The organism is Microbacterium sp. LMX7-1.2 (genome assembly GCF_040675935.1).
In the GTDB taxonomy this organism is placed as follows: domain Bacteria; phylum Actinomycetota; class Actinomycetes; order Actinomycetales; family Microbacteriaceae; genus Microbacterium.
This window is the reverse complement of sequence record NZ_JBEGIL010000001.1, coordinates 3,398,620-3,410,907: the sequence shown is the minus strand read 5'-3', so window position 1 is coordinate 3,410,907 and position 12,288 is coordinate 3,398,620. Positions and strand designations below refer to the sequence as shown.

Here is a 12,288-nt window from a genome sequence, read left to right as displayed (position 1 = left end):
CGGCGTCAGCACCCGCTCTCAGCTGTGCGCGGCCCACCAGACCAGGAAGGCGGCGCCGAGGGCGATGACCCAGCTCACGAGACTGCCGACGAGGAAGTACTCCGCTCGCGCCCCGGTCTCCCCGTCGCGGGAGATCTCCGGGAACCGGACGATGCCCTTCGCCGCCAGCATCGCGGCGAGGATCGGGTAGGCCGCCGCGAGCGTGAGGATGAGGACCAGGATGCGCTCGAGCGGACCGATCAGTCGGCCGCCCTTGAAACCGGCTCGCGGATCCCGAGGCGCGCGGGACCCGGCGGCGAGGTACAGCGGATCGTCTGCGGGATCACCCGCCCCGGAGAGGGACGCGGCGTCCGCTGCGGCGGCGGTGGCCGGGGCAGTGCCTGAATCCGGAGCAGTGCCTGAATCCGGAGCAGCGCCTGAATCCGGCGTGGTCTCGGCTTCGGGCGACGCCGCTCTGTCCGCCCCGGGGGTCACTCGCGTGATGTCCGTCGGACGCCAGGTGTGTTCGCCGTCGAGCGCCGCCCGGACGACGAGGTTCGAGGACTCGAGCAGGAACACGCCTGCCCCGAGGGCGAGTATGGCGAGGTCGAACGGTACCTCGCCGAACGGCGAGCGCAGCTCCCACACCGATCCGATCAGTCCGGTGTCGGCGCGCGGTGCGATCCACACGACGCTGCCGATGCTCAGCAGTCCCAGGAGAGCCGCGGGCCAGAATCCGAGCGGCGCCGGTCGCTCCGAGGGCATGCACCACACCCAGAGTGCGCCGACGACGAGTGCGGCGAGCATGGGCAGCAGGGCATCGCCCACGCTCCCGAGGAGCAGCAGGATCACCGTGACGGTCAGGTAGCCGATCCACCGCCGGGGAGCGAACTGCCTCACGAGATCGGCGGCGCCGACCGCGAGCAGCACGAATCCCGCGACGATCATGCGGAGTCTCCCCTCAGCGCGGCGACGCCGTCGAGGAGCGCCGCGCTTCCGGCGCTCCGCAGGGACTTCGACACACTGGGCTGCGAGATGCCCTCGTCGGCCGCGAGCTCCCGCTGCGACCTGCCGATCAGGCGGCCGTAGGTGAGGCGACGTTCGCGCTCGGACATCGCTCCGACCAGCTCGTCGCGGACGAGGAGGTAGGCGTTGGACGCGGCGATCGTGCTCGGCATGACCTCATCCTGCCCCGGGGCACCGACAATCCACGTCCGCGCTCCCGGCACGGCGCGACCCTCCTTCGCGTGCACGGTGTCGATCGCGGCGCGCGCCGCATACCAGCCGGGCCCGTCCGCGAGCTCGCCGTGCACGGACTCCACCGCGCTCACGGCGCCGATCCCGATCCCGAAACGAAAGGCGATGCCGTCGGGAAGCCGCAGCTGGATCATCAGGAGCGAAACGAGGGCGTCGTCGAGCGCGCGGTAGACACCCTGCTGCTCGTCACCGACCGTGGGGGTGAGGGGGTGCTGCGCGAGCGGCATGTCCGTCTCGACCCGCGCGATCGTCTCGTCGAGTATGCGCTGCGCCGACGTGCGATCGTCGAGCTTGCGCGACCCCACGATGTCGGCGACCACAGCGATGACCATGGGATAACCATATCATGCATATTCTGGTTTTATGCCTCAATGGGTTATAAACTCGGATTATGCCTGAAGCCGAGAACATCCTCTGGTCCCGCGGAACCTGGACGCACTCCCCCGCAGCCGTGTCCGCACTGGACGCCGATCACCTCGATGTGACCGCCGTGGAGGGCAGCGACGCCTGGCGACACACCGCCTACGGATTCGTGCACGACACCGAGCACGCACTGCTGGCGCCCCTTGCCATGGGCGACGCCGTCGAGGTCTCGTTCCGCGCCCCGTGGAGCGGACAGTTCGACCAGGCCGGGGTCTTCCTGCACGCCGACGACGAGCACTGGATCAAGGCGGGCGTCGAGTACGCCGACGGCCACCTCGGGCTCGGCGCCGTCGTGACCGACATCCGCTCCGACTGGTCGGTGGGACACGTCGACGACTGGCGCGACTCCGAGATCACGGTGCGCGTGAGTCGATGGGCGGATGCCGTCGTGGTGCGCGCCCGTGCGGGCGATGGCCCGTGGCGCCTGGTGCGCGTCGCGCCGTTCGACGGTGAGCGCGCGGCATCCGCCGGCCCCTTCCTCGCCGCGCCGACACGTGCCGGGCTCACCGTGACCTTCACCGGCTGGACGCGGACTCCCGCCGACGACTCCCTGCACTGAGTCGGGCGCGAGCCCGTCAGAGCCCGAGGGCGTGCGCCCGTCAGAGCCCGAGTGCGTGCGCCGCGGCCTGCGCCCGAGCGACGAGCTCGGACCGCTGCTCGGACACGCGCTCGGGAGCGGTACCGCCGACTCCGGTGCGCGAGGCCACCGACCCCTCGATCGTGAGCACCTCGCGAACCTCCGGGATGAGGTGCGGCGACACCGAGAGCAGCACCTCCTCGGACGCATCCTCCAGGCCGATCCCCTGCTCCTCGCAGGCGCGGACGAGCGCACCGGAGATCTCGTGCGCGTCACGGAAGGGCACTCGGCGCTTCACGAGCCACTCGGCCACGTCTGTCGCGAGCGAGAACCCCTCGGGGGCGAGCGCCGCCATGCGGTCGGTGTCGAAGCGCAGCGTCGCGATCATGCCCGCGAACGCCGGCAGCACGACCTCGAGCGTCTGCACCGAATCGAACACCGGCTCCTTGTCCTCCTGCAGATCGCGGTTGTACGCGAGCGGGAGACCCTTGAGCGTCGCGAGGAGGCCCGACAGGTTGCCGATCAGGCGACCCGACTTGCCGCGCGCGAGCTCGGCGATGTCGGGGTTCTTCTTCTGCGGCATGATGCTCGACCCGGTCGAGTAGCTGTCGTGCAGCGTGACGAACCCGAACTCGCGGGTGTTCCAGAGGATGATCTCCTCGCTCAGGCGCGACAGGTCGACGCCCGTCATGGCCGCGATGAACGCGAACTCCGCGACCACGTCGCGCGCGGCCGTGCCGTCGAGGGAGTTCTCCGCCGGTCGGTCCAGCCCCAGCTCGGTCGCGACGAGCGCAGGGTCGAGACCGAGCGTCGATCCCGCCAGTGCTCCCCCGCCGTACGGTGAGACACCGGCGCGGCGACGCCAGTCGACGAGGCGCTCGAGCTCGCGGACCAGCGGCCAGCCGTGCGCCTGCAGGTGGTGCGCCAGCAGCACGGGCTGCGCATGCTGCAGGTGCGTCCGGCCCGGCAGGATCGCGTCTGGGTGCGACTCCGCCTGGGCGACGAGAGCGTCGATCACGCGGAGCAGGTCCCGCGCGATCACCCGCGCGTGGTCGATCAGGTACATCCGCACGAGCGTCGCGATCTGGTCGTTGCGGCTGCGACCCGCGCGCAGACGTCCGCCCAGCTCGGGGCCGAGCTCGGCGATCAGCGCCTGCTCGAGCGCGCCGTGCACATCCTCATCGGAGGGCACGGGCCGGATGCTGCCGTCGGCGACCTTGCGCGCCACGGCATCCAGTCCCGCGTGCATCCGCGCCGCCTCATCGGCCTCGAGATACCCGGCCGCCTCCAGAGCCGTCGCGTGCGCGTGCGAGCCCGCGATGTCGTACGGCGCGAGGATCCAGTCGAAATGCGTCGAGCGGCTGAGCTCGACCAGCTCGGGCGAGGGACCGCTCGCGAACCGGGCGCCCCAGAGCGCTCCCTCGTTGGTGCCGTCGTTCTTCGTGCCGGTCATCACGCGTCCTTCTTGCCGAGCAGCCACACGAGCAGCGCCTTCTGCGCGTGCAGACGGTTCTCCGCCTCGTCCCACACCACGCTCTGCGGCCCGTCGATGACCTCGGAGTCGACCTCGTAGCCACGGTCGGCGGGCAGACAGTGGATGAAGATCGCCTCGGGATCGGCGATCGTCATGGTCTCGGGTGTGACCTTGTAGCCGCCGAGATCGCGGATGCGCGCGAGCTTCTCCTCCTCCTTGCCCATCGACACCCAGGTGTCGGTGACCACGACGTCGGCGCCGGCGGCTGCTTCCACGGGATCCGTGAGGAGGGTGATCGATCCGCCGGTCTCGGCGGCACGGCGATCGGCGGCCTCGACGACGTCCGCCCGCGGTGCGTAGTCGGCGGGCGAGGCGATGCGCACATGCATCCCGGCCGTCACGCCGGCGAGCGCGTACGAGTGGGCCATGTTGCTCTGCCCGTCGCCGAAGAACGTCAGGGTCAGGCCTTTCAGGTCGCCCTTGTGCTCGCGGATGGTGAGCAGGTCGGCGAGCAGCTGGCACGGGTGGAAATCGTCGGAGAGCGCGTTCACGACCGGCACGCGCGTGCCGGCGGCCATCTCCTCGAGTCCCGACTGGGCGTAGGTGCGCCACACGATCGCGGCGACCTGGCGCTCCAGCACCCGGGCCGTATCGGAGGGCGTCTCCTTGCCGCCGAGCTGGCTGTTCGCGGTCGAGATGATCAGGGGCGAGCCGCCGAGGTCGGCGATCCCCACCGCGAACGAGACACGGGTGCGGGTCGACGACTTGTCGAAGATCACGGCGACCGTCTGCGGGCCGGCCAGGGCTTTGTTCGCCCAGCGGTCCTTCTTGAGCTCGAGCGCGAGATCGAGGATCTCGGCCTGCTCGGCGGGCGTCAGGTCGTCGTCGCGCAGGAGATGGCGGGTCACAGGTCGGCCTTTCCGGAGGAGGTGAGGGATGCCGAGACGTCGGCGAGCGCGGCGGTGAACAGCGCTCGGAACTCGGCGAGCTCGGCGTCGCCGATGGTAAGGGCTGGTGCGATGCGCACGGTCTCGGGGTTCGCGGCGTTCACGATCAGTCCGCGCTCCTGGGCGGCCGCGACGACCTCGTTCGCGACAGGGGCGGAGAGCCCCACGCCGATCAGCAGGCCACGACCGCGGACTCCGCTCACGAGGGGTGAGTCGATGCCCAGGACGATGTCGCGCAGTTCTTCGCCCCGGCGTGCGGCGTTCTCGACCAGACCCGCGCGCTCGATCTCGGCGAGCACGGCATCGGCCACGGCGGTCGCCAGCGGGTTGCCGCCGAACGTCGATCCGTGAGAGCCGGGCGTGAACAGCGCACTGGCCGCCCCGTAGGTGACGAGGGCGCCGATCGGGAAGCCGCCGCCGATGCCCTTCGCGAGCGTGATGGCGTCGGGCGTGATGCCCTCGTGGCTGAACCCGAACCAGGCGCCGGTGCGTCCGGCGCCGGTCTGGATCTCGTCGACGATGAGCAGCGCGCCGTGCGCCAGCGTGAGTGAGCGCGCGGCGGCCAGGTACCCCTCGGGGAGTTCGACCACGCCGGCCTCACCCTGGATGGGCTCCACGATCACGGCGGCGACGCGGTCGTCGATCGCCGTCTCCAATGCCTCGATCGTCGCGGGGATGTGCTCGACGCCGCCGGGCATCGGCTCGAACGGCGCGCGCATGGCCTCCTTCGCCGTGAGCGCGAGCGACCCCATCGTGCGACCGTGGAAGCCGTTCTCGAGAGCGAGGATGCGCGGCTTCTCGGCTCCTCCGTGCAGACGGGCCAGCTTGAACGCGGCTTCGTTCGCCTCCGCACCCGAGTTGGAGAAGAACACCCGGCCGTCGGAGCCCGCCCCGGCGAGGCGCTTGAGACGCGCGGCGAGCGCGAGCTGCGAGGGCGTCGCGAAGTAGTTGGAGACATGCGCGAGGGTGGCGGCCTGCGTCGACACGGCCTCCACGAACACCGGATGCGCGTGGCCGAGCGACGTCACGGCGATGCCGGCAAGGAAGTCGAGGTGGCGTCGCCCCTCCGAGTCCCACAGGTACGAGCCCTCACCGCGCGTGAGCATCGCGAGGCGCGGCCCCGCATTGAGGACCAGATCGGTCGCCGCGTCATCCTGCCAGTTGCTCATGCGTCCGTCCCTGCGCTTCCCACGACTACTTCCGTTCCGATTCCCTTGCTGGTGAACAACTCGACGAGCACCGAGTGCGGCACTCGTCCGTCGATGATCGCGGCGGCGTCGACGCCGCCCTCGACGGCATCCAGGCACGCCCGCATCTTGGGGATCATGCCGGATTCGAGCGTCGGGAGCATCTCGACGAGCGCTTCCGAAGTGATGTGCGACACGAGCGAGTCGCGGTTGGGCCAGTCGGCGTACAGGCCGGGCACGTCCGTGAGGATCACGAGCTTGCGCGCCTTCAGCGCCACCGCGAGCGCCGCCGCTGCGGCATCCGCGTTCACATTGAGCGACTGGCCGGGGTGGTCGAGGTCGGGCGCAATGCTCGACACGACCGGCACGCGTCCGGCCGCGAGGTGGTCGAGCACGGGTGTGGGGTCGACCTGCACGACGTCGCCCACGCGACCGAGGTCGATCTCCTCGCCGTCGATGACGACACCTCGGCGGCGACCGCCGAACAGACCGGCGTCCTCACCGCTCAGGCCCGTCGCGATCGGGCCGTGGGAGTTGATCTTGGAGACGAGCTGCGGGTTCACCTGCCCCGTGAGGACCATGCGGACGACGCTGATCGCCTCGGTGTTCGTGACCCGGTATCCGCCCTTGAACTCGCTCGGGATCTCGAGCCGGTTCAGCATGTTCGAGATCTGCGGCCCTCCGCCGTGCACGACCACGGGCAGCACGCCCACGTATCGGAGGTAGGCGATGTCCTGCGCGAACGCCTCCTGCAGCTCGTCGGAGACCATCGCGTTGCCGCCGTACTTGACGACGACGATCTGGTCGCGGAACTTCTTGAGCCACGGCAGCGACTCGATCAGCGTCGAGGCCTTGACGGCGGCGACGTCCGGCGTGGTGTCCTGGATGTCGGTCATGAGGCGTACGCGCTGTTCTCGTGCACGTAGTCGTGGGTGAGGTCGTTCGTGAGGATCGTCGCGGTGGCGTCGCCGACCTTGAGGTCGATCACGAGGTGAGTGGCACGCGGCGTGAGGTCGACCTCCTCGCGCGGGCGGTCGGGGCCGCCCTCGCTGCACACGCGCACGTCGTTCATCCACACGTCGACGTCGTAGGGGTCGAACCGGGCGCCGGTCGTCCCGATCGCGGCGAGCACACGCCCCCAGTTGGGGTCGTTGCCGAAGATCGCGGCCTTGAAGAGGTTGTTCCGGGCGACCGAGCGGCCCACCTCGACCGCGTCGGACTCGGATGCCGCGTGCGTGACCTCGATCGTGATGTCGTGGCTCGCCCCTTCGGCGTCGCCCTGCAGCTTGACGGCGAGGTCCTGGCACAGTTCGCGCAGGGCCGCGCCGAAGTCGTCGAGTGTCGGTGCGATGCCGGACGCGCCGTTCGCGAGCAGAGTCACCTGGTCGTTGGTCGACATGCAGCCGTCGGAGTCGAGGCGGTCGAACGTGGTGCGGGTCGCGGCGCGGAGCGCGGCATCCGCGTCGAGCGGCTCGAGCACGGCATCCGTCGTGATCACGACGAGCATCGTGGCGAGCCCCGGGGCGAGCATGCCCGCGCCCTTCGCCATGCCGCCGATCGTCCAGCCGTCACGGGAGACGACCGCGGTCTTCGACACGCTGTCCGTGGTCATGATGGCCTCGGCGGCGACCTGGCCGCCCTCGGGCGACAGCTCGGCGATCGCCTGCTCGGTGCCCGCCAGGACCTTGCTGCGGAAGACCTCGTCGCCGACGCCGATGAGCCCGGTGGAGCACACGAGCACATCGCCCGCGCTGACGCCCAGCAGCTCGGCGGCCTTCTCGGCCGTCTGATGCGTGGTCTGGAAGCCGAAGCTCCCGGTGAAGCAGTTCGCCCCACCGGAGTTCAGGACGACGGCCTCGACGACACGGTCGGCGACCGCCTGCTGCGACCAGATGATGGGATTGGCCTTGGCGCGGTTGCTGGTGAAGACGGCCGCACCGACCTTGCGGGGACCGCGGTTGACGACGACGGCGACGTCGGGCTTGCCGGTCGACTTGAGACCGGCGGCGACTCCGGCCGCCTCGAATCCTGCGGGGGCGGTGACGCTCACGGCGCGACTCCGTTCACTGAGAGGGCGCGGTCCTCGGGGAGGCCCAGCGCGAGGTTCATGGATTGGACGGCAGCGCCGGCGGTGCCCTTGACGAGGTTGTCGACCGCGGTCACGACGATCACGCGGTTCGCCGCGCGATCGATCGCGAGACCCATCAGCGCGGTGTTCGCACCCAACACGTCGGCGGTGCGCGGGAACTCGCCCGCGGGCAGCAGCTGCACGAAGGTCTCATCGCCGTAGGCGGACTCCCATGCGGCGCGGATCTCGGCGTCGCTCACGCCCTCGGAGATCGGGGCGGTGGAGGTGGCGAGGATGCCCCGCGCCATCGGCACGATCACGGGCGTGAAGGAGATGCGGATGCTCTCGTCGGTCGACGGACGGCCGGATGCCGCGGCGAGCGCCTGCCGGATCTCGGGGATGTGCCGGTGCGTGCCGCCGACCGCGTAGGGGTTGGCCGTGCCGAGGATCTCGCTGCCGAGCAGGTTCGTCTTGAGGCTCTTGCCCGCGCCGGAGGGGCCGACGGCGAGGACCGAGACGATGTCGCCCGCGTCGATCACGCCCGCCGCGACACCGGGAGCGAGACTGAGGCTGACGGTCGAGGCGTTGCAGCCGGGTGCGGCGATGCGGGTCGCGCCACGGAGCGCTTCGCGCTGCTTGGCGCCACCCACAAGGAGCTCGGGAACGCCGTATGTCCAGGGCTCGTGGAAGGTCCCGCCGTAGAACGCGTCCCACGCGTCGGATGCGGTGAGACGGTGGTCGGCGCCCGCATCGATCACGAGTGCGGTCTCGCCCAGAGCATCCGTGTACTGGCCCGACTGGCCGTGCGGCAGCGCGAGGACCACGATGTCGTGTCCGGCGAGGATCTCGGGCGTCGTGTCCTGCAGGGTGAGGTGCGAGAGCGAGCGCAGATGCGGCTGGTGCTGGACGAGCGGCTGGCCGGCGTTCGAGTGCGCCGTGACGGTGCGGATCTCGATGTCGGGATGCGCGGCCAGCAGGCGTAGGATCTCGCCGCCCGCATAGCCGGATGCGCCGGAGACGGCGACGGAATACGTCATGCTTCTACCTTAACGGTCGGACCCCTCGCGGAAACGGGGGTGCAGTGTCGGGGGCCGGGGCGGCGACACCGGCACTCGACCGCCGGATGGCAGGCAGGAGCGCGGGGTCGCCTAGAGTCGGCGGCCGCCGCGGCGTCGGCGCACGACGATGACGCTCGGGGCGAGCGTCAGGGTGGCGGAGTCGGCCGAAGGCATGCCGCGACGATAGCGCGCGCCGCGCGGCGCACGCAAATCAGCGACGTCATGGTGCCGCGAAGAAGGCGAGCTCGTGGGCGCTCGAGATCTCGAAGGCACGGAGCATGCGCGCCCGGCCTCGGGCATCCGCGGCGGACGCCGCGCGCATGGTGTACTCGATGGCCCGCTCGGTCGCCTCCTCGAACGCGGGGTCGGCGTAGGTGGCCAGCCAGTCGGCATAGGGGTGCTCGGGGTCGAGCGCGGCGGCATCGAGCTCGCCCGCGTGCAGTCGCCGACCGAGATCCGCGTACAGCCAGAAGCAGGGCAGCACGGCCGCGACGAGTTCGCCGTAATCGCCACCGAACGCGACCGAGCGCAGGTGGTCGAGATAGGCGGTGGTCGACGGCGCCGGGTCGGCGGCGAAGATCGCGTCGCCCGCCCGCCGCTGCGGGGTCAGCCACGAGGCGTGCAGTTCGAGCTCGCCGACGATCGCCCCGCGGGCGGAGTCCGCCCAGAACGCCTGCTCGGCCGATGTCGGGGCGCGCCGCGAGGCCTCCGCGAGCACACGCGCGTACTCCCGCAGGTACAGAGCGTCCTGCTGCAGATAGAACAGGAACGGCGCGCGGTCGAGGGTCCCTGCGGCGAGCGCACGGATGAACGGCAGGTCGTCGATGCCCGCGCGGTGCGGCGCGATGGCCTCCCACCAGTCGTTGCGGACTTCCTCGGGGGACGGACGCGACACACCTCCGCTCTCCCACAGCGCCGAGAAGTGATTCACAGGACCGCGCCCACGGCCGACGTGCAGCGCACCGCTCGCGCGCAGGGATCCGCGCAGCCAGTCGCGTGTCGACGACACCGCGTCGACCGGCCCGTCACCGCGGGCCAGGCGTGTCGCGAGGGCGGCGGAGAGCGAGCATCCCGTGCCATGCGTGTTCTCGGTGGCGATCCGCGTTCCCCCGAACTCACGAAGACCGCCTCGGCTCGCGTCGACGAGCGCGTCGGGCACGTCATCGCCGGGAAGATGGCCGCCCTTCACGAGCACGGCGGCGCCGATCCGCCGCGACAGGTCCTGCGCTGCGGTGAGCGCGTCGTCCCAGCCGTCGACCGGGCGGCCCGCGAGCACCGCGAGTTCGGGGAGGTTCGGCGTCACCACGTCTGCGCGCACGAGCAGCCGCGCCAGCGCCGATTCCGCGTCGGCGTCGAGAAGTCGGTCTCCGCTCGTCGCCACCATGACCGGGTCGAGCACCACGATCGGCGGGTGCACCGCGTCGACCCAGTCGGCGACGACCCGGATGACGTCGGCATCCGCGAGCATCCCGATCTTCACGGCGTCCACGACGATGTCCTCGGAGATCGCGTCGAGCTGCGCGCGCAGGAAGTCGGCGGGTGGCACGTGCACATCGCGCACCCCCTGCGTGTTCTGCGCCGTGAGCGCGGTCACGGCCGCCATGCCGTACCCGCCGTTCGCGGCGATCGACTTGAGGTCGGCCTGGATGCCGGCTCCCCCGGACGGGTCGCTGCCGGCGATGCTCAGGACGCGAGGGATGCCGGCGCTCCGCCACTCCGAGAGGAACGCCGCCGCCGCGGATGCGGGGTCGGGGGCGGCGCACAGCGCCGAGACCACCGCGACGCCCGCGGCGCCCACGCGGCGGAGCGTGGCGACATCGTCGATCCCGACTCCCCCGATCGCGACGCACGGCAGCGGGCTGGCCCCGGCGATGGCGCGGAACCCCTCGACGCCGAGTGCCGGCGGATGGTCGGGCTTGGTGCTCGTGGGGCGGATCACCCCCACCCCGAGATAGTCGACCGTCCCGGTCGGGAGCGCGGCCACCGCAGAGAGATGCTCGAGTGTGTTCGCGGTCAGGCCGATCAGGGCGTCCGGGCCCAGCTCGGCTCGGGCGCGGAGGACCGAGGCGTCGCTCTGTCCGAGGTGCACTCCGTCGACGCGGGCGCCGAGCGATCGCGCGGCGAGGGCCGCGTCCAACCGGTCGTTGACGAGCAGCAGCGCGCGCCCGTCGATCGCCTCGGAGAGCTCGACGAGCTGCACCGTGATCTCGGCGTCGGTGGCCTGCTTGTCACGGAGCTGCACGATGCGCACGCCTCCGTCGACCGCTCGACGCACGGTCTCGACGACGCCTCGATCGCCGCAGAGCACCGGATCGGTCACGAGGTACAGGGACAGGTCGGCGATCACAGCGCGACCTCCTCGACGCGTGCGGCACCCGCGACGTCGTCGGGGTCGAGTCCTGCGAGCGCGTCGAGCAGAGCGACCGCGAAGCTGCCCGGACCTGATGCGGTACGGGCCGCCCGCTCCGCAGCGATCGTGTAGACGAGCGTCGCCGCGCCGACGGCGGTCAGCGCCTCGGCGCCGGTCGCCCGGGCCGCGCCGAGGAAGGCCGCCATCACGGCCCCCAGAGCGCAGCCTCCGCCGGTGACGCGGGTGAGGAGCTCATGACCGTTCTCGATCCGCAGCATCCGCTCCCCGTTCGTGAGGAGGTCGATCGGTCCCGAGACTGCGATCACGGCACCGGAGCGCCGAGCCAGCCCGATCGCCGACTCGGCCGCAGCATCCGTCGTGTCTGTGGCGTCGACGCCGCGTCCGCCGCCGCTCTCTCCCGCGAGCGCGAGGATCTCGGAAGCGTTGCCGCGCACCGCGGTCGGCCCAGCGGAGAGCAGCTCGTGCGCGAGTGCGGTGCGGATCGGCAGCGCGCCGATCGCCACGGGGTCGAGCACCCACGGTGTGCCGGCGAGCCCCGCGGCGGCTGCGGCCTCGACGCTCGCGGCCCGCTGCTCGGGCGTCGGCGTGCCGAGATTCACCAGCAGTCCGGAGGCGACGCCGGCGAACATGCCGGATTCTCCGACGATGTCGACCATCGCCGGCGCAGCGCCGAGTGCGAGCAGCACGTTGGCCGTGAATCCGGTCACCACGGTGTTCGTGATGCAGTGGGTCAAGGGCGGTGCTTCACGCAGAGCCGACAGCAGCTCCGCGGCGGCGACCGCCGAGGTCGAGGTGGAATGCGGACGCAGAAGATCGCTCATTGCGACATCCCTTCGCTAGTACGAACTAGATCAGGTTCGACGGGTCTGTTCTCAGCCGCGGTTGCGGCACCCCGTGTCACTGATCGCAGTCTAGCGATGTGTCCCGGTCTCCCCCGAGGTCGCGGC

11 protein-coding genes and 1 riboswitch are annotated in these 12,288 nt (G+C 71.1%); of the genes, 1 reads left to right on the top strand and 10 read right to left on the bottom strand.

All coding sequences use genetic code 11. The features are described 5' to 3' along the window. Positions 1–18: 18 nt before the first annotated feature. Together MRBLMX7_RS16745 and MRBLMX7_RS16740 are read right to left on the bottom strand one after the other, a co-directional pair. The gene (locus tag MRBLMX7_RS16745; protein WP_363370217.1) at positions 19–927 is read right to left on the bottom strand and encodes a hypothetical protein; all 909 of its coding nucleotides are present in this window, start codon (positions 925–927) and stop codon (positions 19–21) included. After that, positions 924–1,568, bottom strand: coding sequence for a SatD family protein (locus MRBLMX7_RS16740; protein WP_363370215.1), 645 nt, complete (start codon positions 1,566–1,568; stop codon positions 924–926). The genes MRBLMX7_RS16745 and MRBLMX7_RS16740 overlap by 4 nt, the downstream gene beginning before the upstream one ends. A 59-nt stretch (positions 1,569–1,627) precedes the next feature. On the opposite strand from MRBLMX7_RS16740, the gene MRBLMX7_RS16735 reads away from it, so the two are divergent. Continuing rightward, a complete protein-coding gene (locus tag MRBLMX7_RS16735; protein ID WP_363370213.1) occupies positions 1,628–2,218 on the top strand; it encodes a DUF1349 domain-containing protein in 591 nt (196 codons plus the stop codon). Between the two features lie 40 nt (positions 2,219–2,258). Here MRBLMX7_RS16735 and argH read toward each other — a convergent pair whose 3' ends face one another. The 8 genes from argH to thiM all read right to left on the bottom strand — a co-directional run bounded on the left by argH (position 2,259) and on the right by thiM (position 12,162). Then, positions 2,259–3,689 (bottom strand): argininosuccinate lyase, encoded by a 1,431-nt coding sequence (gene argH, locus MRBLMX7_RS16730; protein WP_363370211.1) that lies wholly within the window; start codon positions 3,687–3,689, stop codon positions 2,259–2,261. Further along, entirely contained in the window at positions 3,689–4,618 is a 930-nt protein-coding gene (argF, locus tag MRBLMX7_RS16725; protein ID WP_363370209.1) for an ornithine carbamoyltransferase, read from the bottom strand. Before argF ends, argH begins: the two co-directional genes overlap by 1 nt. Further along, the gene (locus MRBLMX7_RS16720; RefSeq protein WP_363370207.1) at positions 4,615–5,826 is read right to left on the bottom strand and encodes an acetylornithine transaminase; all 1,212 of its coding nucleotides are present in this window, start codon (positions 5,824–5,826) and stop codon (positions 4,615–4,617) included. The genes argF and MRBLMX7_RS16720 overlap by 4 nt, the downstream gene beginning before the upstream one ends. Further along, complete coding sequence (gene argB, locus MRBLMX7_RS16715) at positions 5,823–6,740, bottom strand: acetylglutamate kinase (RefSeq protein WP_363370205.1); 918 nt, start codon at positions 6,738–6,740, stop codon at positions 5,823–5,825. The genes MRBLMX7_RS16720 and argB overlap by 4 nt, the downstream gene beginning before the upstream one ends. Then, complete coding sequence (gene argJ / locus MRBLMX7_RS16710) at positions 6,737–7,894, bottom strand: bifunctional glutamate N-acetyltransferase/amino-acid acetyltransferase ArgJ (RefSeq protein WP_363370203.1); 1,158 nt, start codon at positions 7,892–7,894, stop codon at positions 6,737–6,739. Before argJ ends, argB begins: the two co-directional genes overlap by 4 nt. Beyond that, positions 7,891–8,949: an N-acetyl-gamma-glutamyl-phosphate reductase gene (gene argC, locus MRBLMX7_RS16705; protein ID WP_363370201.1), complete on the bottom strand. Its 1,059-nt coding sequence runs from the start codon at positions 8,947–8,949 to the stop codon at positions 7,891–7,893. Before argC ends, argJ begins: the two co-directional genes overlap by 4 nt. Before the next feature lie 241 nt (positions 8,950–9,190). Further along, entirely contained in the window at positions 9,191–11,317 is a 2,127-nt protein-coding gene (locus tag MRBLMX7_RS16700) for a bifunctional hydroxymethylpyrimidine kinase/phosphomethylpyrimidine kinase (RefSeq protein ID WP_363370199.1), read from the bottom strand. Next, complete coding sequence (gene thiM, locus MRBLMX7_RS16695) at positions 11,314–12,162, bottom strand: hydroxyethylthiazole kinase (protein ID WP_363370197.1); 849 nt, start codon at positions 12,160–12,162, stop codon at positions 11,314–11,316. Before thiM ends, MRBLMX7_RS16700 begins: the two co-directional genes overlap by 4 nt. After that, a riboswitch (TPP riboswitch) is annotated at positions 12,153–12,246 on the bottom strand. (Overlaps the previous gene by 10 nt.) Positions 12,247–12,288 lie beyond the last annotated feature (42 nt).

Coding starts and splice junctions, on each gene's coding strand:
- MRBLMX7_RS16745 (WP_363370217.1), bottom strand. CDS start 927: ATGATCGTCGCGGGATTCGTGCTGCTCGCGGTCGGCGCCGCCGATCTC.
- MRBLMX7_RS16740 (WP_363370215.1), bottom strand. CDS start 1,568: ATGGTCATCGCTGTGGTCGCCGACATCGTGGGGTCGCGCAAGCTCGAC.
- MRBLMX7_RS16735 (WP_363370213.1), top strand. CDS start 1,628: ATGCCTGAAGCCGAGAACATCCTCTGGTCCCGCGGAACCTGGACGCAC.
- argH (WP_363370211.1), bottom strand. CDS start 3,689: ATGACCGGCACGAAGAACGACGGCACCAACGAGGGAGCGCTCTGGGGC.
- MRBLMX7_RS16720 (WP_363370207.1), bottom strand. CDS start 5,826: ATGAGCAACTGGCAGGATGACGCGGCGACCGATCTGGTCCTCAATGCG.
- argB (WP_363370205.1), bottom strand. CDS start 6,740: ATGACCGACATCCAGGACACCACGCCGGACGTCGCCGCCGTCAAGGCC.
- argC (WP_363370201.1), bottom strand. CDS start 8,949: ATGACGTATTCCGTCGCCGTCTCCGGCGCATCCGGCTATGCGGGCGGC.
- thiM (WP_363370197.1), bottom strand. CDS start 12,162: ATGAGCGATCTTCTGCGTCCGCATTCCACCTCGACCTCGGCGGTCGCC.